Annotated in this window: 20 protein-coding genes, 1 pseudogene and 1 riboswitch; of the genes and pseudogenes, 13 read left to right on the top strand and 8 right to left on the bottom strand. The window is 71.6% G+C overall.

Going from position 1 to position 21,849, the window contains the following annotated elements; all coding sequences use genetic code 11:
• Positions 1–10: 10 nt before the first annotated feature.
• Complete coding sequence (locus ACGF2Y_RS17375; RefSeq protein WP_392947800.1) at positions 11–997, bottom strand: ABC transporter permease; 987 nt, start codon at positions 995–997, stop codon at positions 11–13.
• Positions 994–1,938, bottom strand: coding sequence for an ABC transporter ATP-binding protein (locus tag ACGF2Y_RS17380; protein ID WP_392947803.1), 945 nt, complete (start codon positions 1,936–1,938; stop codon positions 994–996). Before ACGF2Y_RS17380 ends, ACGF2Y_RS17375 begins: the two co-directional genes overlap by 4 nt.
• Before the next feature lie 642 nt (positions 1,939–2,580).
• Here ACGF2Y_RS17380 and otsB point away from each other — a divergent pair.
• Positions 2,581–3,432, top strand: a complete 852-nt coding sequence (gene otsB / locus ACGF2Y_RS17385) for a trehalose-phosphatase (protein ID WP_392947806.1) — start codon at positions 2,581–2,583, stop codon at positions 3,430–3,432.
• Between the two features lie 124 nt (positions 3,433–3,556).
• On the opposite strand, the gene ACGF2Y_RS17390 is transcribed toward otsB, so the two are convergent.
• Together ACGF2Y_RS17390 and ACGF2Y_RS17395 are read right to left on the bottom strand one after the other, a co-directional pair.
• Positions 3,557–4,960: a trehalose-6-phosphate synthase gene (locus tag ACGF2Y_RS17390; protein ID WP_392947808.1), complete on the bottom strand. Its 1,404-nt coding sequence runs from the start codon at positions 4,958–4,960 to the stop codon at positions 3,557–3,559.
• A gap of 65 nt (positions 4,961–5,025) precedes the next feature.
• On the bottom strand, positions 5,026–5,976 hold the full coding sequence (locus ACGF2Y_RS17395) for a glucosyl-3-phosphoglycerate synthase (RefSeq protein WP_392948201.1): 951 nt from the start codon (positions 5,974–5,976) through the stop codon (positions 5,026–5,028).
• A gap of 153 nt (positions 5,977–6,129) precedes the next feature.
• Positions 6,130–6,257, top strand: a riboswitch (SAM riboswitch).
• 18 nt (positions 6,258–6,275) lie between these two features.
• Here ACGF2Y_RS17395 and thrC point away from each other — a divergent pair.
• From thrC to ACGF2Y_RS17440, 9 genes and pseudogenes are all read left to right on the top strand, one after another.
• Entirely contained in the window at positions 6,276–7,640 is a 1,365-nt protein-coding gene (gene thrC / locus ACGF2Y_RS17400; RefSeq protein ID WP_392947811.1) for a threonine synthase, read from the top strand.
• A gap of 33 nt (positions 7,641–7,673) precedes the next feature.
• On the top strand, positions 7,674–7,952 hold the full coding sequence (locus ACGF2Y_RS17405) for a MoaD/ThiS family protein (protein ID WP_392947814.1): 279 nt from the start codon (positions 7,674–7,676) through the stop codon (positions 7,950–7,952).
• Positions 7,953–8,397: 445 nt separating this feature from the next.
• Positions 8,398–8,604 carry a cold-shock protein gene (locus ACGF2Y_RS17410; protein WP_003967346.1) on the top strand — a complete coding sequence of 69 codons (207 nt, stop codon included), beginning with the start codon at positions 8,398–8,400 and terminating at the stop codon, positions 8,602–8,604.
• A gap of 368 nt (positions 8,605–8,972) precedes the next feature.
• Positions 8,973–10,595, top strand: coding sequence for a chaperonin GroEL (gene groL, locus ACGF2Y_RS17415; RefSeq protein ID WP_392947817.1), 1,623 nt, complete (start codon positions 8,973–8,975; stop codon positions 10,593–10,595).
• A 516-nt stretch (positions 10,596–11,111) separates the two neighbouring features.
• Entirely contained in the window at positions 11,112–11,234 is a 123-nt protein-coding gene (locus ACGF2Y_RS17420; protein WP_392947820.1) for a keywimysin-related RiPP, read from the top strand.
• A 98-nt stretch (positions 11,235–11,332) separates the two neighbouring features.
• Positions 11,333–13,271: pseudogene (locus ACGF2Y_RS17425) on the top strand (asparagine synthase-related protein).
• On the top strand, positions 13,268–13,519 hold the full coding sequence (locus ACGF2Y_RS17430; protein WP_392947823.1) for a lasso peptide biosynthesis PqqD family chaperone: 252 nt from the start codon (positions 13,268–13,270) through the stop codon (positions 13,517–13,519). Before ACGF2Y_RS17425 ends, ACGF2Y_RS17430 begins: the two are co-directional and overlap by 4 nt.
• Positions 13,516–14,010 carry a lasso peptide biosynthesis B2 protein gene (locus ACGF2Y_RS17435; RefSeq protein ID WP_392947825.1) on the top strand — a complete coding sequence of 165 codons (495 nt, stop codon included), beginning with the start codon at positions 13,516–13,518 and terminating at the stop codon, positions 14,008–14,010. Before ACGF2Y_RS17430 ends, ACGF2Y_RS17435 begins: the two co-directional genes overlap by 4 nt.
• A gap of 43 nt (positions 14,011–14,053) precedes the next feature.
• Positions 14,054–15,982 carry an ABC transporter ATP-binding protein gene (locus ACGF2Y_RS17440; protein ID WP_392947827.1) on the top strand — a complete coding sequence of 643 codons (1,929 nt, stop codon included), beginning with the start codon at positions 14,054–14,056 and terminating at the stop codon, positions 15,980–15,982.
• 4 nt (positions 15,983–15,986) lie between these two features.
• Here ACGF2Y_RS17440 and ACGF2Y_RS17445 read toward each other — a convergent pair whose 3' ends face one another.
• The gene (locus tag ACGF2Y_RS17445; protein ID WP_392947830.1) at positions 15,987–16,520 is read right to left on the bottom strand and encodes a Uma2 family endonuclease; all 534 of its coding nucleotides are present in this window, start codon (positions 16,518–16,520) and stop codon (positions 15,987–15,989) included.
• Positions 16,517–17,335 carry a hypothetical protein gene (locus tag ACGF2Y_RS17450; protein ID WP_392948204.1) on the bottom strand — a complete coding sequence of 273 codons (819 nt, stop codon included), beginning with the start codon at positions 17,333–17,335 and terminating at the stop codon, positions 16,517–16,519. Before ACGF2Y_RS17450 ends, ACGF2Y_RS17445 begins: the two co-directional genes overlap by 4 nt.
• Positions 17,336–17,670: 335 nt before the next feature.
• Here ACGF2Y_RS17450 and ACGF2Y_RS17455 point away from each other — a divergent pair, with 335 nt between their 5' ends.
• Both ACGF2Y_RS17455 and ACGF2Y_RS17460 read left to right on the top strand, forming a co-directional pair.
• Positions 17,671–18,480 carry a hypothetical protein gene (locus ACGF2Y_RS17455; RefSeq protein ID WP_392947833.1) on the top strand — a complete coding sequence of 270 codons (810 nt, stop codon included), beginning with the start codon at positions 17,671–17,673 and terminating at the stop codon, positions 18,478–18,480.
• A gap of 100 nt (positions 18,481–18,580) precedes the next feature.
• Entirely contained in the window at positions 18,581–19,081 is a 501-nt protein-coding gene (locus ACGF2Y_RS17460) for a SigE family RNA polymerase sigma factor (protein WP_392947836.1), read from the top strand.
• A 324-nt stretch (positions 19,082–19,405) separates the two neighbouring features.
• Here ACGF2Y_RS17460 and ACGF2Y_RS17465 read toward each other — a convergent pair whose 3' ends face one another.
• Entirely contained in the window at positions 19,406–19,696 is a 291-nt protein-coding gene (locus ACGF2Y_RS17465) for a hypothetical protein (protein ID WP_392947839.1), read from the bottom strand.
• Positions 19,697–19,844: 148 nt separating this feature from the next.
• On the opposite strand from ACGF2Y_RS17465, the gene ACGF2Y_RS17470 reads away from it, so the two are divergent.
• Positions 19,845–21,104 carry a mannosyltransferase family protein gene (locus tag ACGF2Y_RS17470; protein WP_392947841.1) on the top strand — a complete coding sequence of 420 codons (1,260 nt, stop codon included), beginning with the start codon at positions 19,845–19,847 and terminating at the stop codon, positions 21,102–21,104.
• Between the two features lie 208 nt (positions 21,105–21,312).
• Here the strand turns inward: ACGF2Y_RS17470 and ACGF2Y_RS17475 are convergent, their stop codons facing one another.
• The gene (locus ACGF2Y_RS17475; protein ID WP_392947844.1) at positions 21,313–21,750 is read right to left on the bottom strand and encodes a hypothetical protein; all 438 of its coding nucleotides are present in this window, start codon (positions 21,748–21,750) and stop codon (positions 21,313–21,315) included.
• Positions 21,751–21,849: the final 99 nt, after the last annotated feature.

Below are 21,849 nucleotides of genomic sequence, written 5' to 3' on the forward strand. Positions count from 1 at the left end.
GAGGGGCTACCTACAGCGGGCGGCGCGAGACCCGCCACAGGGTGAGCGCCGTGAGCAGGGCCGTTGCGGCGAGCAGGAGGCCTGCCGCGGTCCACTGCATCGTGGCCATCTGGCTGTAGTCGAGGTACTCGATGACGTCGTTGACGATGCCGTGCTCCTCGATGCACGCGTTCTGCGCCTTCTCGGTCGCCTCGGCGCAGGTACCCCAGCCGTACAGCGTCCCGTCGGCACTGCCGACCCAGCGTTCCACCTCGTACGCCTCGTCGAAGCGGGCGGGGAGTTCGGTGTCCATCGGGTATGTGAACATCCGCGTGGAGCCGAGGTGTACGCGCAGCTCGGTCCAGACGTACATGGTGGTCATGGCGGTGAAGAGGAACGTGACCACCATCGCCGGGAGCACCCGGCGGACCAGGACACCGATGGTGACGCCCGCCGCGGTGAGGAAGAGGAGCGACGCGGGCAGGACGGGCCCGGTGTTGTCGAAGATCACGCCGTCGATCCAGTCGCTGAGGAAGACGGAGCGGTACGGCTTCCACCACCAGGTGAACAGGGCCGAGAGCACCAGGCCGGAGACCAGCGCGAGGGTGTAGGCCAGGCCCAGCTTGGCGATCAGCCACTGGCGGCGGGTGACGGACTGGGTGGTGACGAGCTGCGCGGTGCCGTTCTCCTGGTCGCCCGCGATCAGCGGGGCGCCGATGAAGACGGCGAGGATCAGGGGGAGGCCGCCGAGGACGGAGGTGATGTAGCCGTAACCCCGGTCGTTCTGGAGCGGGTCACCGGCGCTCTTCTCCGGCCAGCCCTTCGCGTCGAGCAGCTGGACCATCTCGTGGCGCTCGTACACGATCAGGGCCGCGCACAGCAGGGTGAGGCCGAGGACGCAGACCAGCGCGGTGCGGTGCTGGCGTACGACCAGCCAGGGCAGGCCGTGCAACAGGCGTCGGCGGGGGCCGGGTTCGGGTTCGGGCGTGGTGGGCTTCTCGGTGAGGGTGGTGCTCATGCGGCCTGGGTCCCTTCGGCCTCGACGCGGGCGCCCTGGGTGTAGAGGGAGGGCGCGTCCGGGGAGCGGAGATGGGCGAGGAGGACTTCCTCCAGGGAGGGGTCGACGCTCTCCCAGTCGGCCGGGAGCGGTTCCTTCGGCCGGATCATCGCCTGGAACTGCCGTCCCTGGAGGCGGGTTTCGATGACCGTGTGCTCGGCGAGCGCGGGCGGCAGCGCGCCGTCGCGGGTCACCCCGGTGACCAGGGAGTGGGCCGGAACCAGCGCGTCCGCGTCACCGGCCATCCGGATCCGGCCCTCGGCGACGACGAGCAGGTAGTCGCACATGTCCTCCAGCTCGGTCAGCATGTGCGAGGACATCACCACCGTGGTGCCGCGCTCGACGGCCTCGGCCATCAGCAGCGTGCTCATCTCGTCGCGGGCCAGCGGGTCGAGGTCCGACATCGGCTCGTCGAGGAGCAGCAGGTCGGGCCGCTTGCCGAAGGCGAGCGCGAAGGCCACGCGGGTGCGCTGGCCGCCGGAGAGCGTGCCGACCCGGGCATGCAGGGGGACGTTGCCGGAGCGGACGATCCGCTCCGCCGCCACCGTGTCCCAGCCGGGATTCAGCTCGGCGCCCAGGCGCAGGGTCTCGGCCACGGTGAACCGCTTGAACAGTGGCTTGTCCTGCCCGAGGAACGCGAATCCGGGCATCACGGCGGGGTCGTCGACGGGTACGCCGAAGACCCGCAGTTCGCCGGTCGTCGGCTGCACCTGCCGGGTCGCCAGCCGGAGCAGGGTGCTCTTGCCGGCCCCGTTCGGGCCGACCAGACCGCAGATGCGGCCGGCCGGGATCCGGAAGGAGCAGTCGCGCAGCGCCCAGCCGCGCCGGTAGCGCTTGCCGAGGCCGCGGGCTTCCAGTGCCCAGCTGCCGGACGTCGCGTTCGGGGTGCTCGTGTCTGCCACGCGCCTCACCTCGATTCCATGAGTCAATTAATGGAATCATGGTCTTGTGGGGGAATGGCTGTCAAGCGAGCCGGGCGGGGAGGGAGAGGAGGGATGGGACGGGCGGTCACCGCAGGGCCGTCGCCGCCGCACCGCGAGCACCGCCTGACCGCGCGCATTGCCGCGCACCGCCGGACCGCGCCCGGTGCACCGCGCGCACCGCCGGACCGCGCACCGCCTGACCGCGAGCACCGCCGGACCGCGAGCATCGCCGCACCGCGTGCCGCCGGACCGCGAGCACCGCCGCGCCCGCACCGTGTACCGCCGGATCCGCCACCGGTACGCGGGTGGCGACCCGGCCCGCATGGTTGGCCGCGAACAGCCCGGGGACGGGCGACCACAGGGACCGGCTACGGGTGATCCTCGGCATCGCTCCACTCCATCCTGTACGGGGACCGCCCTGGCCGACGCGCTGGTCATGGCCGCCTCCGGCCAGGTCCGCGACCTCGTGGTGCTCCGCCCCGCTCGCCCTGCGGACCCGGCCGGTCGAACTCGCGGGCGCCCGTGAGTAGTCGTCGTCGGACCGGTGCCGGCGTCCCTGCGCAGTCGTCGCCGGCCCGGGAACGCTCGTGATCAGCCCGTCCAGGGCTTAGGCTCGCCCCCATGGGCAGCCACTCCGCACACCTGCCGACCCCGACCACCCCGGCCGGCCGCGAGGGGCTCGCCGCCGTTCTCGCCCGGCCCGACCGCGCGGTCGTCGCCCTCGACTTCGACGGCACGCTCGCCGACATCGTCCCGGACCCGGAGCAGGCCCGCGCCCACCCCGGCACCGTGACCGCGCTCGCCGCGCTCGCGCCGAAGGTCGCCGCCATCGCGGTGATCACCGGCCGGCCGGCGGGCGTCGCGGTGCGTTACGGAGGCTTCGCGGGCGTTCCCGGGCTGGAGCACCTCGTGGTGCTCGGGCACTACGGCGCCGAGCGCTGGGACGCCGCGACCGGTACCGTCCACGCTCCCGCCCCGCACCCGGGGGTGACCGCGGTGCGTGCGGAACTCCCCGGCGTACTGGGCGAGTTCGATGCCCGGCACGGCACCTGGATCGAGGAGAAGGGCCAGGCCGTCGCCGTCCACACCCGGCGCGCGGAGGATCCACAGGCGGCCTTCGAGACGCTGCGCGGACCCCTCGGTGAGCTGGCCGCCAAGCACGGGCTGATCGTCGAACCGGGCCGCCTGGTCCTGGAGTTGCGCCCACCCGGCATGGACAAGGGCGTCGCGCTCGCCACGTTCGTCGCCGATCGGGACGCCGAGTCCGTGATCTACGCGGGCGACGACCTCGGGGACCTCGCCGCGTTCGCCGCCGTGGAGAAGCTGCGGACCGAGGGCCCGGACGGCGTCCCCGGACTCCTGGTGTGCAGCGGCAGCGCCGAGGTGCCCGAACTGTCCGAACGCGCGGACCTGTCGGTGCCGGGCCCGGCCGCGGTGGTGGACTTCCTGGCGGCCCTGGCCGAGCGGCTGTAGTTCCTGAGGGCGTTGGCCGAGCGGCTGTAGTTCCTGACGGCCCTGGCCGAGCGACTGTAGGCGGAGGGCGCCCGGCAGGACGCCCGCCCCCCCGCGATGCCTCAGCCGCCCAGCGCGTGCGGCCTCACTCCCGCCGCAGCGCCTCCAGCTGGTCCAGGAACCACTGCTGGGGCGGCAGCGCCGTCGCCGCCTCGGCCAGCCGCTTCGTACGGCCGGAGCGTTCGTCACCGCTCATCGTCAGCGCCTCGTGCAGGGCCTCCGCCGTGCCCGTCACGTCGTACGGGTTCACCACGATCGCATCCTCGCCCAGCTCCTCGTACGCCCCCGCTTCCCGCGACAGCACCAGCGCGCAGCCGTGGTCGGAGACGACGGGGACCTCCTTGGCGACCAGGTTCATCCCGTCGCGGATCGGGTTCACCAGCGCCACGTCCGCCAGCCGGTACGCGGCCAGTGAGCGGGCGAAGTCGTCCTTGACGTGGAGGACGACCGGCGTCCAGCTCTCCGTGCCGTACGCCCCGTTGATCTCCGTGGCCAGGGACTGCACCGCCGCCGTGTAGTCCCGGTAGACGGCGAGATCCTGCCGGGAGGGGTAGGCGAAGGCGACGTGCACGACGCGCTCGCGCCATTCCGGGTGGGCGTCCAGCAGGGCCCGGTAGGCGTGCAGGCCGCGCACGATGTTCTTGGACAGCTCCGTGCGGTCCACCCGCACGATGGTCTTGCGGCCCTCGCCCACCTGCTCCCGCAGCGCCGCCATCCGCTCCAGGACGTCCGGCTCCTGCGAGCGCCGGCGCAGGAAGTCCGCGTCGGCCCCGAGCCCGTGCACCCCGATCCGGGTGTGGCCCGTCCCGCCGAGGATCTCCGTACAGCAGCCGATGAACGCGTCCGCCCAGCGCCGGGTCAGGAACGCGGCCCGGTCCGCGCCGAGGATGCCGCGCAGCAACTGCTCCGCGATGTCGTCGGGCAGCAGCCGGAAGTAGTCGACGGGCGCCCACGGGGTGTGCGAGAAGTGGCCGATCCTGAGATCCGGGCGCAGCTCTCGGAGCATCCCGGGGACCAGGGCCAGGTGGTAGTCCTGGACGAGGACCGCTGCCCCGGGGCCCGCCTCCTCGGCGAGCGCCCGCGAGAAGGCACGGTTGTACGTCTCGTAGGAGGCCCACCGGCGGCGGAACTCGGCGTCGAAGACCGGCTCGACGGGCGTCTGGTAGAGCAGGTGGTGGACGAACCACAGCACCGAGTTCGCGATGCCGTTGTACGCGTCGGCGTGGATCCCGGCGTCGATGTCGAGCATCCGCACACCCGCCTCGCCGACCCCGCGCCGGACCGCCTCGCGGTCGCCGTCGCCGAGGGCCGCGCAGACCCACAGCTTGTCCTCGACGGCGCTCAGCCCGGAGACGAGACCGCCCCCGCCGCGCTTGGCGTCGAGCGTCCCGTCCTCGCCGAGCGTGTACGAGACGGGGCCCCGGTTGGACGCGACGAGGACCTGGGCGGTGGCGGTGGTGGCGGCGGTTTCGGCGTGCTCGGAGACCATGTAGCGGAACCTAGCCCGTTCGGGAAGCCGTCAAACGCCTCCGGGGTCCCCGCGCTCCGCCGCTCCTACGCCGCGTGGCGCTCCGCGTACTCCGCGATCTCCCGCATCGGCGGCCGTTCCTCGGTGTCCACCGCATGGGTGCGGGGCACGAAGCCGTCCTCGCCGCGTTCGAACTGGGTCAGCGCGGGCCGCACCAGATGGCCCCGGGAGAGCCGCAGCTGCGCCGTGCGGTAGATCGCCGCCGCCATCCGGCCCAGCGCCTGCCCGTCCTGGTGACGGTGCTTGCGCACACCGACGTCGACCTGGCCCAGCGCGTCCAGGCCCACCGTGTGCAGCGCGTCCACCAGCAGGCCCAGCTCCACTCCGTAACCGACCGGGAACGGCAGCCGCTCCAGCAGGGACCGCCGCACCGCGTACTCGCCGCCCAGCGGCTGCACGAATCCGGCCAGCTGCGGCCAGTGCAGATTGAGCAGCGGGCGTGCCACCAGTTCGGTGACCCGGCCGCCCTGGCCTGCGGTGTCGCCGAACGGGCGGTCGTACATCGCCTTGACGAACTGGACGGCCGGGTCGGTGAGCAGCGGCCCGACCGTCCCCGAGACGAAGTCCGCCGAGAAGTCCTTGAGGTCGGCGTCCACGAAGCAGACGATCTCGCCGCTGGTCACCAGGAGCGACCGCCACAGCACCTCGCCCTTGCCGGGCAGGGCCGGGATCCGGGGCAGGATCGCGTCCCGGTGCACCACCCGGGCGCCCGCCGCCCGTGCCACGGCGGCGGTGGCGTCGGTCGAGCCGGAGTCGATCACCACGAGTTCGTCGACGAGCCGGACCTTCTCCATCAGCTCCCGGCGGATCGTCGACACGATCGCCCCGACCGTGGCCTCCTCGTTCAGCGCGGGCAGCACCACGCTCACGGACGTGCCGCGCGGATCGGCGTCCCGGGCGTCGGTGAGCCGGTTCAGCGGGCGGTCGCCGGACGACCAGGAACGCCTGGTCAGCCAGCGTTCCACCTCTTCGAGCACGGTCGGCACTCCCTGTATGTGATCCATCTCGCGGTTCGGACGACTATCTCAACGGTCCGATGCTTCGGTTACAGTCTTGAACAACGCGTATGGCCGTCGCATGTCGGGGTCGGATCGCGCATAAACGCCTGGATCGAAGATCCAGTGCCATAGAGCTCATCCAGAGGGACTGAGGGAACGGCCCGTTGAAGTCCCGGCAACCCTCCCGCCGACCGCGAGGTCACGGTGGGGAAGGTGCCAATTCCGTCTTGTGGCGAAATGCGTCGCAAGGAAGATGAGGAGAAAGGGCCTCCGCCATCATGGCTGTTCCGACCGTTGCAGGTAACACCGCTTCTTCGGACGCGGGTAACACCGCTTCTTCCTCCGCCCGGGCTTCTGCCTCGGCTTCCGCCCCGGTTTCCGCCTCGGCCGTTGATCTCGGTCCCGCCGCAGCGCTTTCCTGCCGCGAGTGCGGCGAGCGTTTCGAGCTCGGTCCCCTTTTCGCCTGTGCGTCCTGTTTCGGGCCGCTGGAAGTGGCCTACGACCTGCCCACCGGCTCCCCGGAGGAGCTGAGGAAGCGCATCGAGGCCGGCCCGGACAACATCTGGCGTTACGCCCCGCTGCTGCCGGTGCCCGCCGACGTCGCGGAGAAGCCCAACATCAACCCCGGCTTCACCAAGCTCGTCAAGGCCGACAACCTGGCCCGTGAGCTGGGCGTCACCGGCGGCCTGTACGTGAAGGACGACTCCGGCAACCCGACGCACTCCTTCAAGGACCGCGTCGTCGCGATCGCCGTCGAGGCCGCCCGCGCCTTCGGTTTCACCACCCTCTCCTGCTCCTCCACGGGCAATCTGGCCGGAGCCGTCGGCGCCGCCGCCGCCCGCGCCGGGCTGCGCTCCTGCGTGTTCATCCCGCACGACCTGGAGCAGGGCAAGGTCGTCATGGCCGCGGTGTACGGCGGTGAGCTGGTCGGCATCGAGGGCAACTACGACGACGTCAACCGCTTCTGCTCCGAGCTCATCGGCGACCCGCTCGGCGAGGGCTGGGGCTTCGTCAACGTCAACCTCCGCCCGTACTACGGCGAGGGCTCCAAGACGCTGGCGTACGAGATCTGCGAGCAGCTCGGCTGGCGGCTGCCCGACCAGATCGTCATCCCGATCGCGTCCGGCTCCCAGCTCACGAAGATCGACAAGGGCTTCCAGGAGCTGATCAAGCTCGGACTCGTCGAGGACAGGCCGTACAGGATCTTCGGCGCCCAGGCCGAGGGCTGCTCCCCGGTCTCCGCCGCCTTCAAGGCCGGTCACGACGTCGTACGGCCCCAGAAGCCGAACACCATCGCCAAGTCGCTGGCCATCGGCAACCCGGCGGACGGCCCGTACGTCCTGGACATCGCCCGCCGCACCGGCGGCGCGGTGGAGGACGTGAACGACGAGCAGGTCGTCGACGCGATCAAGCTGCTGGCCCGTACCGAGGGCATCTTCGGCGAGACGGCGGGCGGTGTGACGCTCGGCGTGACGAAGAAGCTGATCGAGGCGGGTGTCATCGACCCGACGCTCACCACGGTCGTCCTGAACACCGGCGACGGGCTCAAGACGCTCGACGCGGTCGCCGCGACCTCGCAGGCCACGGCCACCATCAAGCCGAGCCTGGACGCGTTCCGCACCGCGGGCCTCGCCTCCGCCTGACCACCCCAAGAACGAAGGAAGAAGGGCACCACCATGAGCGTCAAGGTCCGCATCCCCACCATCCTCCGTACGTACACGGGCGGCCAGGCCGAGGTCCCGGCGGAGGGCGCCAGGCTCTCCGAGGTCATCGAGTCCCTGGAGAAGGACCACCCGGGCATCGCGGCCCGCGTCCTGGACGACCAGGGCAAGCTGCGCCGCTTCGTCAACGTGTACGTCAACGACGACGACGTGCGCTTCGAGGGCGGCCTGGACGCGGCCACGCCGGACGGCGCGGGCGTCTCGATCATCCCCGCGGTCGCCGGCGGCTGCTGAACCGCCCGGGGCCGCTCCGCGGCGGCCCCCACCGCACCTCTGTGTGACCACAGTTGCCCCCTCCGCGAGAGAAGCGGAGGGGGCAATTCTGCATGGTTGAGCACGGTACAGTTGGGGAAGCCCCACCCGCTGCCCGTGCCGCCCGCATATGAGAATGCGCCCGGTTCCGATAAGAAGCAGCCAAAGTGCGCGAACCTCTTGTGGCATAAGTGCCCTTTGCCTGGCCCGACTTGCCCGTAATCTCAGCAAACCCGCATATTCGCGTGTTCTTCTGCGTCGAGAATTCTCGTCCGATTGACCTGTTGCAGAGGGCAGTTGGGCGGATACATTCGGCCGCGGTCGACGCGCTGCGGCGCCGCGCACCCCTCTCCTGTCGGGGGGTGAGTTCCGACCCGGGGCCGCGAAGTGCGGTCCCGTGCAAGGGCCAGTAATAGGGGAGTTAGGCATGGCTCAGGGCACCGTCAAGTGGTTCAACGCGGAGAAGGGGTACGGCTTCATCGCGGTCGACGGTGGTGCGGATGTTTTCGTCCACTACAGCGCGATCCAGATGGACGGGTACCGCACCCTCGAAGAGGGTCAGCGAGTTGAATTCGAGATCTCGCAGGGCCAGAAGGGGCCCCAGGCCGACATGGTCAAGCTCGCCGTCGGCTGAGCTCGGCGCGGTCGTCCGACGGCACTACGCACGCACGCAGGGCCCGGCCCCCGGATCAGGGGATCGGGCCCTGCGTGCGTCCGGGCGACCCCGGCCGGGGAGCGCGCCGCTGTCCACGTCCGAGGCGCGCCGCTGTCCGCATCCGGGGCGCGCCGCTGTCCACATCCGACCGGGGACGCTTGCACTCGCAGGGGTCGAGTGCTAATCATTGGCGTTAGCACTCTCCAGGTGAGAGTGACAGAAACTTGGACCGGGCCGGTGAGGCCCGCAGGTGTGGTGGGGCAAGGAACCACCACGCAGGCAGGCCGTCCGTCGCGGGCGCCTCTCGGTCCGGAGAAATCCACCCCTGTCCGGGAGGACCACTTCACATGGCCAAGATCATCGCGTTCGACGAGGAGGCACGGCGCGGTCTCGAGCGCGGGATGAACCAGCTCGCCGACGCCGTCAAGGTCACCCTCGGCCCCAAGGGCCGTAACGTCGTCCTCGAGAAGAAGTGGGGCGCGCCCACGATCACCAACGATGGTGTTTCCATCGCCAAGGAGATCGAGCTCGAGGACCCGTACGAGAAGATCGGTGCGGAGCTGGTCAAGGAGGTCGCCAAGAAGACGGACGACGTCGCCGGCGACGGTACGACCACCGCCACCGTTCTGGCTCAGGCTCTCGTCCGCGAGGGTCTGCGCAACGTCGCCGCAGGCGCCAACCCGATGGCCCTCAAGCGGGGCATCGAGAAGGCCGTCGAGGCCGTCTCCGCCGCTCTGCTGGAGCAGGCCAAGGACGTGGAGACCAAGGAGCAGATCGCTTCGACCGCCTCCATCTCCGCCGCCGACACCGAGATCGGCGCCAAGATCGCCGAGGCGATGGACAAGGTCGGCAAGGAAGGCGTCATCACCGTCGAGGAGTCCCAGACCTTCGGTCTGGAGCTTGAGCTCACCGAGGGTATGCGCTTCGACAAGGGCTACATCTCGGCGTACTTCGCGACCGACATGGAGCGTATGGAGGCGTCGCTCGACGACCCGTACATCCTGATCGTCAACTCGAAGATCGCCAGCGTCAAGGACCTCATCCCGCTGCTGGAGAAGGTCATGCAGTCGGGCAAGCCGCTGCTGATCATCGCCGAGGACGTCGAGGGCGAGGCGCTCTCCACCCTGGTCGTCAACAAGATCAAGGGCACGTTCAAGTCCGTCGCCGTCAAGGCTCCGGGCTTCGGCGACCGCCGCAAGGCCATGCTCGCGGACATCGCCATCCTCACCGGTGGCACCGTGATCTCCGAGGAGGTCGGTCTCAAGCTGGAGAACGCCGGCCTGGACCTGCTCGGCCGTGCCCGCAAGGTCGTCATCACCAAGGACGAGACCACGATCGTCGACGGTGCCGGTGACAGCGACCAGGTTCAGGGTCGCGTCAACCAGATCCGTGCCGAGATCGAGAACTCCGACTCGGACTACGACCGCGAGAAGCTCCAGGAGCGTCTGGCGAAGCTGGCCGGCGGCGTGGCCGTCATCAAGGCCGGCGCCGCCACCGAGGTGGAGCTCAAGGAGCGCAAGCACCGCATCGAGGACGCGGTGCGCAACGCCAAGGCCGCCGTCGAGGAGGGCATCGTCGCCGGTGGTGGCGTGGCTCTGCTCCAGGCCTCGGCCGTCTTCGAGAAGCTCGACCTCACGGGCGACGAGGCGACCGGCGCCAACGCCGTGAAGCTCGCGCTGGAGGCCCCGCTCAAGCAGATCGCCGTCAACGGTGGTCTTGAGGGTGGCGTCGTCGTGGAGAAGGTCCGCAACCTGCCGATCGGTCACGGCCTCAACGCCGCGACCGGCGAGTACGTCGACATGATCGCCGAGGGCATTATCGACCCGGCGAAGGTCACGCGCTCCGCTCTGCAGAACGCCGCGTCCATCGCCGCGCTCTTCCTCACCACCGAGGCCGTCATCGCCGACAAGCCCGAGAAGGCCGGCGCGGCCGCCCCGGGCGGCATGCCGGGCGGTGACATGGACTTCTGATCCGCCACGGAGGCCCCGGGTTCTCCCGGGTGCCCTCCGGCTGATCGAAAGTCCGGCGTACGTTCCCGTACGTCACAGTGCGTCCCACAGGGGCGGTATCTCCTTCACGGGGGGTGCCGCCCCTGTGGCGTTTCCGGTGTGACCTGTTACCTGTCACCAGCGGTCTCCCGATACCCCGTCACCTTTCACTGGAACCGTGCGATGCGGGGGTGACCGTATTCGGCCATGAGTCCAGTCCGCCGCTCGCCGGTACCTCAGCGGTGTGCGACTGCGCAGGGCGACCGGCCGGTGCCCCGGGCCCCCGGTGGAGGCACCCCGGAACGGCCCGCCGCTGGCCTCGCCGCTCGCGCTATCCAGCCAACTTCGCACGGTAAGTCGGAATCATGCGTACCGGATCGACAGCGGGACATGATGGTTCTGGTGTTCACATCATGAACACCAGTCGCATGAATAACGTCAGTTGTGCAGAAGCCAGTTGGGCACAACGGTCGTCAACCGCACAGAAGGGAAGGTGTCATGAAGCAGCAGAAGAAGGCTTATGTGAAGCCGTCGCTGTTCAAGCAGGGCGACTTTTCGAAGAAGACCGCCGGCTACTTCGTCGGCTCGTACAAGGAGTACTGGACCCGGCGCATCATCTGATCCGCCGGTCTGTCCCCTGCCCCTGTCCCCTTGCCCCTGCCCTCAGCCCCCAGCCCCCTGTGCACTGTGCACTGTGTGAGAACTTCCGAAAGGTGAAGATGCCCGGCCAGCCGCGTGACTACTTCGTCGTCCTGCCGGACAGCGTGGCGGGAGCGGCGGTGGCCGGGCGGCTTCCCGCACGGGGAGCGACCGGGCCGGACCCGCGGGCGGGTGGCGCCCTGACCGTCGCCCATCCGTCGGGCCGGCCCTGGGTGGTCGCCCGCCCGCTGTTCCGCGAGGTCAGCCATCTCGCCCGGGGCGCGGACGCCCTCGTCCTCATCGGCCCGGCCCGGTCCCGGGCGCCCTCCAGGAGCCCGGCCCGGTCCCGGGCTCCTGGAGGGCGCCCGGGACCGGGCCGGGCTGGAACGCCGCCTGGCCCGGCTGCCCGGTCTGTACCACGTCGTCGCCCGGCTCTCCGGGGAGACGTGGATCCGGGGCACCGCCTCCGGGCTGCGCCGGATCTACCACGCCCGGCACCCGGAGGCCGGAACCATCGCCTCCGACCGCCCCGCGGCCCTGGCCCGACTGATCGACGCGCCCTTGGACGACGGCGCGCTCGCCCTGCGCCTGCTCGACTTCGTGCCGCATCCCCTGAGCCGCCGCGTCGTGTGGCGCGGCGTGTACGAGACCGGTGCCGGGTACGGCCTGGCCCTGCCCGTCGCAGCACCGGGCACGGCCGCCGTCCCCGGCCCCACGGAGTACCGCTGGTGGGAGCCGCCGCCCGGCGAACTCTCCCTGTCCGAGGGGGCCCGAAGAGTTGGCGCGGCCGTCGCCGCCTCCGTACGGGCCCATGTCGGCGGCGTGGACCGGATCAGCTGCGAGCTCTCCGGCGGCATGGACTCCACGGCCCTCACCTTCGCCGCCCGGGAGACCGGCCCGGCGGCGCTGTCCCTGCTGACGGTGGCCGCCCGGGACCGCTACAGCGAGGACGAGACGTGGGCGCGGCGGGCGGTCGAGGCGGCGAACCGGAGCACTCCGGGAACCACCGCCCTGGACCACCACGTCGTCCCCGCCGCCGAAGCCCCCTACTTCTACGCCGACCTCGCCTCCTGCGCGGCGGAGCTGAACGACGAACCGCTCCCCGTGGCCCCCGGCCGCGCCCGCGCGCACCTGCTCCTGAGCCGCGCCCACGCCACCGGCTCCCGCTACCACCTCACCGGCTACGGCGGCGACGAACTCTTCCTCGGTCTGCCCCACGCCTACCAGGACCTCTTCCACGGCAACCCCCTCACCGCCTGGAACCACCTCAGCGGCCTGCGCCACCAGCTCGGCTGGCCTCTCCTGCCCACGGTGAAGGCCCTGCTGGACCGCTCCGCGTTCCCCCGCTGGATCGCGGGCGCGGTCAGCACCCGGCCCCAGCCCGTCGCCCGGACCCCGCTGCTCTCCTGGGGCGTACGGCAGTCCCTGCGGCCCTGGTTCACCGAGCACGGATGCGCCCTGATCACCGAGGAGTTCCGGGCCGCCGCCGAGCACGCGGAGCCGATCGACCCCTGGCGCGGGCGGCATGTGGACATCGACGCCGTACGGATGGGGGCCCGGCACTTCCAGGCGATGGAGGACGTCGGCATGACGATCGGGCTGCCGGTCGCCGCGCCGTTCTACGACGACCGGATCCTGGAAGCGACCCTCGCCGTACGGCTGCCGGAGCGGATCAGCCCCTGGCGCTACAAACCGCTGCTCGCCGAGGCGATGCGCGGGGTGGTGCCGGACGCGCTGCCGGCCCGGACGACGAAGGACCACATGTCCTCCGACGAACACCAGGGCCTGAGCGAACACGCCCCGGAACTGGCTGAGTTGTGGACGGGTTCCCGCCTCGCCGAGCGTGGCCTGGTCGACTCCCGCAGCCTGCTCCGGCTCGCCGCCGAGCCCTTCTCCCCGGTCCTGGCCGAACATTCCATCTCTCCGACCGTGGCCGGAGAGACCTGGCTCCGCACGGCCGGGAACGCCTGGCCGGCATCACCCCACCGCACCTCCACGACCAGCGAGGCATCCCTGTGAAGCTCAGAAAAGGCATCGCCGTCACGACCACCGAGTACGGCGGTGTCCTCCTCGACGAGAAGGACGGCAGCTACTGGCAGTTGAACGACACCAGCGTCATCGTCGTCGACACCCTCGCCGCAGGACACACCCCCGAGGTCGCCGTGGAGCGGATCCTCGCCGCGTTCGACGTCGAACGCGCCGAGGCGGAGTCGGACGTGGCGGAGCTGACCCGGCAGCTCGTCGAGGCGAAGATCCTGCGCCCGTGACCACCGAGATGGCGATGCCCCGCCGGGGCGCGGGAGCGGGCGGTCTGCGGCTGCGCACCGCGATCGCCGCCGCGTTCGTCCTGGCCCGCCTCAAGCCCGGACGCCTGCGCCGGGTGCTGGCCCGGTGCTCCCGGGGCGCGCGCCCGGCCTCGTACGCGGAGACGCTGGAGGTGTTCGAGGCGGTCGTCGCCACCAGCCGCCGCTGCGCGGGCCGTTACGGCTGCCTGCCCCGCTCGGTCGCCGTCGCCCTGGCCTGCCGGATGTCCGGGACCTGGCCCGACTGGTGCGCGGGGGTGCGGGCGGCCCCGCCGTTCTCGCCGCATGCCTGGGTGCAGGCGGGGGACCGTACGGTCGGGGAACAGGCGGAACCGGCGGATCTGCGTCCCTTGATGGTGGTGACGGTGACGGCGGCGGCAGGCGGAGGGGTTCGGGATGAGCGCGGTGTCGGGGACGGCGACGGGGGCGGGGGCCGGGGCGGGCAGAGGGGCTGATGAGGCGCCCGCGTCCGGGACGGAGGAAGCCGCGCACGAGGGGGTGTCTGAGGGGGCGTCTGAGGGGGCGCCCCACGGGAAGCCCGCACGGAAGCCCGTAGCGGAAACCGGGCCGGGCCCCTCCGGGAGGTCCGCGGGGAAGCCCGCCGACAGCGCCGAGCCCGCCGAGGACACCGAGCCGGGCCCCTCCGGGAAGCCCGTAGCGGAAACCGGGCCGGGCCCCTCCCCCCTCCGTCTCCTCCTCTCCCGGGTCCGTCCGCACCGGGGCGTCCTCGTCCGCGCGGGCTTCCTCTCGCTCGCCGGGTCCGCGGCCGGGCTCGCGATGCCGCTGATGGCGAAGCACGCGGTCGACGCGTTCGCCGCCGACCGCTCACCCGCGGGCCCGCTCGTCGCGCTGACCGCGCTCGTGCTGGCCGGAGCCTGTCTCTCCGCGTACGGGCGCTATCTCATGTCCCGTACGGGAGAAGGCGTCGTCCTCCGCGCACGCGACCAACTGGTGGGCCGCATCATGAGGTTGAAGGTCCCGGAGGTGGACCGGCTCACCCCCGGCGACCTCCAGTCGCGCGTCACCAGCGACACGACCCTCCTGCGGACGGTCCTCTCCAGCGGCCTGGTCGAGTCGTTCAACAGCGTGCTGATGCTGCTGGGAACGATCGGCTTCATGGCGTACATGGACCTGACGCTGCTCGGCGTGACACTGGTGGTGATCGTCGGCATCGGAGCCGTGACGTCCGTGCTGATGCCGCGCATCCAGCGGGCCCAGCTCCGCGCCCAGGAGTCCGTGGGCGCGATGGGCGCGGCCCTGGACCGGGTGCTCCAGGCGTTCCGTACGGTCAAGGCGAGCGGGGCGGAGGAGCGGGAGACAGCGGCCGTCGCGGCGGCGGCCCGGCACGCGCACGACCGGGGGGTCTCGGTGGCGCGGTGGTCGTCGGTCTCCGACGTCACGATGATGATGTCGATCCAGCTGGCGTTCCTGGCGGTGCTGGGCGTGGGCGGCGCGCGGGTCGCGTCCGGCTCGCTGGAGATCTCGTCGCTGATCGCGTTCCTGCTCTACCTCTTCTATCTGATGGGCCCGATCGGCGGCCTCGTCGAGGGCTGGACGGGTCTCCAGAGCGGGCTCGCGGCGGTGCGCAGGATCGACGAGGTCGAGTCGCTGCCCGGCGAACCGGCGACGGGCTCCGGGGGCGTACCGAGGGACGGCGCCCCGCTCGGCGTCACCTTCCAGGACGCCCCGTTCGGCGTCAGCTTCCAGGACGTGACGTTCGGGTACGGGGACGAGCGCGCCCCCGCCCACAAGGGGGTGACGTTCGACGTTCCGACCGGCGGACTCGTCGCGCTGGTGGGCCCGTCCGGGGCGGGCAAGTCGACGGTGTTCAGCCTGCTGGAACGGTTCTACGACCACGACGGCGGCACGATCACCGTCGCCGGCCGGGACATCCGCGACTGGCCGCTGGCCGAGCTGCGGGCATCGCTCGCGTATGTGGAACAGGACGCGCCGGTCCTGGCCGGGACGCTCCGCGAGAACCTCCTCTTCGCCGCCCCGGACGCCGGGGACGAGGCGCTGCGGGAGGCGGTGGCCCGTACCCGGCTGGACACCCTGGTCGACCGGCTGCCGGACGGTCTGGACACGGCGGTGGGCCACCGCGGCGTCACCCTCTCCGGCGGCGAACGCCAGCGCATCGCCATCGCCCGCGCCCTGCTGCGCCGCCCCCGCCTGCTCCTCCTCGACGAGGTGACCTCGCAGCTGGACGCGGTCAACGAGCAGGCGCTGCGCGACGTGATCGTCGAACTCGCCGAGCGGAGCACGGTGCTGGTCATCGCGCACCGCCTGTCCACCGTCCGCCACGCGGACCGCATCGTGGTCCTGGAGGACGGCCGGGTCCGCACGGCGGGCACGCACGAGGAGCTGATCGCCGGGGACGACCTGTACCGGGAGCTGGCGACGACGCAGCTGGCGGCGGACGCGCGGTGAGGCTTCAGCGGGCGTAGTTCTTGAGCTCCTCGGTGTCCAGGGTGATGCCGACGGGGTGGGGGAGCGGGACGGCTTCGCCGAGGTCGTACAGGCGCTGACGCCGGTAGCGGACCGTGTCAGGTTCGCTGCGTACGGCGAAAGCGCCGGACCGGCGGTCGATGAGGAGGCACAACGGGATGCCTGCCGCAGCGTATCCGCACGCCTTCTCGTGGCTGTCATCGCAGGAGGCCACGTCCACGGTCATGAGGAGGCGGTCTGGGCTTGACCACTCGCCGTCACCGGAGAAGCGGCCCACGCGGGCCAGTGTTCCGTCCGGCCGGGCGCGGCCGTTGCGGTCTCCGCCGATCCGCAGTCCGCGTTCGCGGTACAGCCGCAGTTCCGGCTGCTGCTGCGTGCACTGCATCGCAACCCACATGATGATCTCGTCGTGATCCCCGTCCGGCACGGGCTTGACCTCCAGTCTTCCGTTGATGAGCTCAAGCGTCACGGTCTCCGGGCAGGTGCGGGCAAGCGCCTCGAAGTCCTCGACGGACATCATCGGTATGTCCTCTCGGATCGCGGAACGAGCCCCGCCCGGACCGCGTTCATCCGGTCCCGTACGCCGGGCGGCTGCACGGCCCCCGGCGGCCCCGCCGGCGGCTCGGGGGACGGCCCCCGGCACGGTCGGCAGAGGCCCCCGCGCAGGGCTTCCGGGCTGCCGGGGGCCCCGCACTCGCCGCACTCCAGGGTGCGCAGGACGGTCCGGGGCCCCGGCAGGATCCGCTCGGGCGGCAGCTTGTCGCGCAGGCGCCGTTCGACGAGGCGGGCGGCGCAGTGGACGGGCGACGGCAGCCCACCGGTGAGCGCGTGCAGCAGCTCCGCCTCCGTGGCACCCCGCGCGAACCACTCGCTGACCTGCGGTTCCAGATGTACGCAGTCGGCGGCGGACAGCGTCAGCGCGGGGGCGGTCCGGCCGAGCGCTGCCAGCAGGATGAACGCCCGCGAACGGGTCGGCCGCCGGGGCTCGTCCGGCGGGGCGTCACCCCGGGTGAAGGCGTTCCACCAGTCGTCCTCGCGTGCGGTGCGGGAGAAGAAGGTCCGGGTCACCCAGAGCATGACCTCGTCGGTGATCACGCACTCGCTGCCGCGCCGCAGGTGCCCGGCGTCCTGGAGCCGGTTGAGGGTGGTGCGCAGGGCGCACTGCCCGTACGGAAGGTGCTTGGCGAGCGTCTTCACGGAGATGTCGGAGCCGTCGGGCAGCCGGTCGATGTAGGCGGCGACGGCGGCGTCGCGGGGGAGGAGGTGGGCGAAGTCCCGGTCGGTGCGGGGGCGTTCGCCGAGGGCGGAGCGCTTGCCGTAGCCGGGGTTGGCCATGGGGTGGGGGCTCACGGGCGGGGTCTCGCGCGGGGCGCGATGGGCATCACTAAACTGGCTGGCAGCCATGGGGATCGTTTCTTTCAGTTTCGGCGATCTTCGGTGGTCAGACCCCTGTCGGTGTTGGAGCACCGGCGGGGGTCGACTTTCTTCTTATGTCCAGGTCCTCCGCACGCTAGAGCCTGGCGACCATGCGTCGCAACTCGATCACAAACTGTCAACTTCGCAGCCAGGGTGGGTGGGTGGGACAACTGACCCATCCACCCCATCCTTGTTAAGAGCGCTCGGATCTCACGGCTTGAGCTTCGGGAGGTCGAAGCGGAACGGGGGGCGGTATGAAGAACCCAGAGGACGCGAGTGCGGGTGCGAGTTCGGGTGCGGAGCTGACGGCCCGGTTCGCCGCGGAGGTCGACTGGACGAAGGTGGTCGACCCCGCCATCCCCAAGCCGGAGGGGCAGTACGGGCCGGACCTGCTGGAGCGGCTCTGGTCCCCCGATCTGCGAACGGCCGATGACGCCCACATCGCCCTTCACTTCTCGTGCTGCGGCGACGGCGGTTCGGTGCGTCCCGCAGCGCCCGAGGTGCTTCCGTTCCTCGTCGAGGCCGTCCGGGACCCGGCCGTGAAGGTGCGTCCGCAGATCCTGGAGACGCTCGCCGCTCTCGCCCGCGCCGGGAACGAAGCCCGCGCCGCGGCACCCGGGCCAGGGCCCGGCGGATGGTGGCGCACCGCACCCGCCGCCTGGCCCGCCGCCTGGGAGCGGGCTGTCGACGCGCTGCTGCCGCTCCTCGCCGACGACGTGGAAGGCGACGAGGACGTCCGGGCCGGCGTGGCCGCCGTACTCGCACGGGCCACCTACCGGGCGGACGACCTCATCGGCTGCTTCCTGGCCCGGTTCGAGGACGAGCCCGCCCTGTCGGCGGCGGAGCAACTCGTGCTGGCTGTGGGCGAGCTGGCCCCTCACGCAGTGGAGCGGCGCGAGGGCGCCGTCTCGTGGTTGCGGCAGCGGACGACCGACACCGGGAAGGGCGAGGAGCCCGACATGGACGACGACATCGAGGCGTGGCTCGCCTGGATGGAACAGCACGGGCACGATGTCCGGCCGGCCGCGATCGTCGCGCTGCGCCGCGCCCTTCAACCGCTGTGACGTTGTGACGACCGTCACCCCCGGTTCCTCCTGGGTAGTGTCGACCGGATGACCTGCGGCGGGCGTATACCCGGTGAAGCGAAAGATCCGGGAGCGACTTTTGACCGTCGAGGAGTTCGAAGAGTTCTACGCCCAGGCGGTCGCGCGTCTCACGGGGCAGCTGTACGTGATGACCGGCGACCTCCAGGAGGCGCAGGACGTCGTGCAGGAAGCATTCGTCAAGGCGTGGGTCCGGCGCGGCCGGCTGGAGCGCGACGGGCAGCCCGAGGCGTGGATCCGTACGGTCGCCTGGCGGCTGGCGGTGAGCCGTTGGCGCGTGTGGCGTCGGTCGGCGGACGCCTGGGGCCGGGGGAGCGGTGTACCCGGTTACGTGGAGCCGCCGGACCCGGGTCATGTGGTCCTGGTCGACGCGCTCCGGGAACTGCCCCCGCAACAGCGGCGGACGCTGACCCTGCACTACCTGTGCGACCTCACGGTCGAGCAGATCGCCGGTGAGACCGGGCTTTCCGCCAGCACGATCAAGACGCATCTGGTCCGTGGACGGGTGGCGCTCGCGCACCGTCTGCGGGACCCCCGCATCGAGGAGGCTCCTGATGTCTGAACCGCGGGACCCACGGGATTCGCAGGGTCGGCAGGGCTCGCAGGGCTCGCAGGGACAGCAGGGCCAGCCGGGCTCGCCGGGACAGCAGGGCTCGAGGGATCCGTTGCGGTCCCTGTTCCGGGAGGCCGGTGAGTTCGGGCAGGTCCGGTCCGACGCGGAGCCCGCGTCGAGGATCACCGAACGCGGGATGCGGGCGCAGCGCCGGCGGATGGCCGTGGCCGCCGTGGGCGTGTGCCTGGTCGTCGGCGGGGGCGGCGCGGTCGCGGTCGGCCTGCTGCCGGTGCGGCCGGGGCCGGTCGCCCCGGCCACGAGTCCGTCGCCCAGCTACCCGTCGCCTGTACCGTCGGACCGGCCGCCGAAGGAGTCGCCGTCACTGCCTCCGACGCCGGGCAACACGCTGCCGGGGGGTGCGGAGACCCTGGGGACCCAGGGGTCGGTGGACCGGTCCACCGCGCCGGGCGGAGCGCCCACGAGCACGAGCACGAGCACGAGCACGAGCACGAGCACGAGCGTGAGTACGAGTACGAGTACGAGCGCGACGCGGCCGCCGCCGTCGTGGTCCGCGTCCGCGACGTCGTCGACGACGGCGACGGCGACGGCGACCGATGGGACCACGTCGATGCCCTGACACGGACCGGCGGTTCCCCGTTCCCCTTCCTCTGCTCCCCTTCCTCTACCCTTCCCCTTCCGCGTCCCGGCGGCTTCACCGGGCGGCCCGTATGCCTCGTCGAGTCCGCGAGGCGTGCCCGAAAGGTGCCTGAACTTGTCCACGATGTCCCCCGGGCTGCGGCCTTCCCACCCCCACTCCCGCCCCGCACCGCCCGAGCCCCGGTCCTCCACGCGCCCCGAGCCCGGCCCCGAGCCCCGGGCGGGGCGGTTCCGCCGGGTGACCGACCGTCTGACCCCCGCCGACCGGTCCGTGCTGTGGCTCTACCTCCTGACCCGAATATCCCTGTGGATCACGGCCCACTTCGCCCGCTGGCTGTTCCCGGCCCAGTCCGGTACGCGGGAGGCGGCGCCCGTCCTCGCGCCCTTCCAGCACTGGGACGCGAACCACTACCTCCACATAGCGCGCGAGGGCTACTTCCCCGCCGGTACGGGTCCGTGGACGAGCGGCTGGGACAACCGGGAGGCGTTCTTCCCGGGCTACCCCTTCCTCCTCCGTGCCGTGCACACGGTCGTCCCGGACTGGACGGCGGCCGGGCTGCTGATCTCGTTCGTCGCGGGGGCGGTGGCGGTGGTGGCCCTGGCCCGTATCGCGCGGACGTATCTGCCGGAGGACGGGGCGGGCCACCGTACGGCCGTCCTCTTCCTGCTCTCTCCCTGCGCGGTGTTCCTGGCCCTCGGCTACACGGAGGCGCTGTTCCTCGCGTTCGCCCTGCCCGCCTGGCTCGCCGCCGTACGGCACCGCTGGGCGCTCGCCGCCGTTCTGGTGGCGCTGGCGACGACCGTGCGCGTCAGCGGCCTGTTCCTCGCCGCCGCCGTCGCCCTGCTCTTCGTGCTGTCCGCGCGGACCCGCCGGGACTGGCGGGCGGCGGGCTGGACGCTGCTTCCGGCGCTGCCCCCGGCCGCGTACAGCTGGTATCTGCACGCGCACACCGGCGACTGGATGGCCTGGAAGCACGCACAGGAACGCGGTTGGCACCGCACGTTCCACGCCCCGTGGGAGGCGTGGGCGAACACGTGGAACGCGGCGTTCGACGGCGTACAGACGACCGGTTACGCGGCCATGTTCCAGGCGGAGCTGGCGGCGATGCTGGTGGGTCTGGCCCTGGTCGCGCTGCTCGTACGGTACCGCCGCTGGCCGGAGGCGGTGTACGTCGCGCTGAGCCTGTGGGCGCTGGGGACCTCGTACTGGTACACGTCCATCCCGCGCGCGACGCTGCTGTGGTGGCCGCTGTGGATCGGGCTGGCGGCGCTGAGTCTGCGGCGGCCGTGGTTCAGGGCGGCGTACCTGAGCGTGGCCGCCCCGGTGACGACGCTCGTCGCGCTGACGTTCCTGACGGGGAGATGGGCGGGCTGAGGAGACCGCCCACGGGCCCGGATCCCGCCGGCCCGGATCCCGCCGGCCCGGATCCCACGGGCCCGGATCCCGCCGGTACCGGGCCGCCCGGGGCGTCGACCGGTCCGGGCGCCCGCACGACCGCCCGCTCCCGAGCGCGCAAGGCCCGATCCCTAGAAACCGCCAAACCGCCATTCCAGGGGTCGGGCCTTCAGCGATGCTCAGCCGGTCAGACGGGCGGGTTGGAGTAGGCCTTGCGCCAGAACGCCGCCTTGGTCCCCGGTCCGGCGATGCCGTCGATGGCACCCTTGTAGCCCTCGAACTTCTTCAGGTTGGCCTGGAGCGACGCGATCGTCTTGGGCCCCACGATCCCGTCTATGGCTCCCCTGTAGGGAGAGGGCTGGCCGGGCCAGCTACGCAGCCAGCGCTGCATCGCCTTCCAGCTGTTGGTCCCGAGCAGCCCGTCGATCGCGCCCTTGTAGCCGTACATGGTGAGGGTCCACCGCTGGACCCTCTTGGCACCCTGCCGGTCAAGGCCGAGGTTGACGACGGCCGCGTGCGCCGGTCCTGCGAAGCCGACCACCGCCGCCCCGGACGCCGCCACTGCCAGCAGCCCGCCTCGGATCAGCCCGCGACGTGAGAGCCCGTTCCGCCTGTTCTGTTCCACGATCTTCCCTCCGTTGGCCGGAGGCCAACCCCCCGACTTGGCCGATAGGTTAACCCGGATCGCCGCCGGGGATCGGGTTCCGAGCGAGGCACTCGACGG

It is taken from the genome of Streptomyces sp. NPDC048142 (assembly GCF_043202835.1).
Lineage (GTDB): Bacteria > Actinomycetota > Actinomycetes > Streptomycetales > Streptomycetaceae > Streptomyces.

Coding starts and splice junctions, on each gene's coding strand:
- ACGF2Y_RS17445 (WP_392947830.1), bottom strand. CDS start 16,520: ATGATGTCCGTCGAGGACTTCGAGGCGCTTGCCCGCACCTGCCCGGAG.
- ACGF2Y_RS17450 (WP_392948204.1), bottom strand. CDS start 17,335: ATGGCCAACCCCGGCTACGGCAAGCGCTCCGCCCTCGGCGAACGCCCC.
- otsB (WP_392947806.1), top strand. CDS start 2,581: ATGGGCAGCCACTCCGCACACCTGCCGACCCCGACCACCCCGGCCGGC.
- ACGF2Y_RS17420 (WP_392947820.1), top strand. CDS start 11,112: ATGAAGCAGCAGAAGAAGGCTTATGTGAAGCCGTCGCTGTTCAAGCAG.
- ACGF2Y_RS17410 (WP_003967346.1), top strand. CDS start 8,398: ATGGCTCAGGGCACCGTCAAGTGGTTCAACGCGGAGAAGGGGTACGGC.
- ACGF2Y_RS17455 (WP_392947833.1), top strand. CDS start 17,671: ATGAAGAACCCAGAGGACGCGAGTGCGGGTGCGAGTTCGGGTGCGGAG.
- ACGF2Y_RS17390 (WP_392947808.1), bottom strand. CDS start 4,960: ATGGTCTCCGAGCACGCCGAAACCGCCGCCACCACCGCCACCGCCCAG.
- ACGF2Y_RS17375 (WP_392947800.1), bottom strand. CDS start 997: ATGAGCACCACCCTCACCGAGAAGCCCACCACGCCCGAACCCGAACCC.
- ACGF2Y_RS17405 (WP_392947814.1), top strand. CDS start 7,674: ATGAGCGTCAAGGTCCGCATCCCCACCATCCTCCGTACGTACACGGGC.
- thrC (WP_392947811.1), top strand. CDS start 6,276: ATGGCTGTTCCGACCGTTGCAGGTAACACCGCTTCTTCGGACGCGGGT.
- groL (WP_392947817.1), top strand. CDS start 8,973: ATGGCCAAGATCATCGCGTTCGACGAGGAGGCACGGCGCGGTCTCGAG.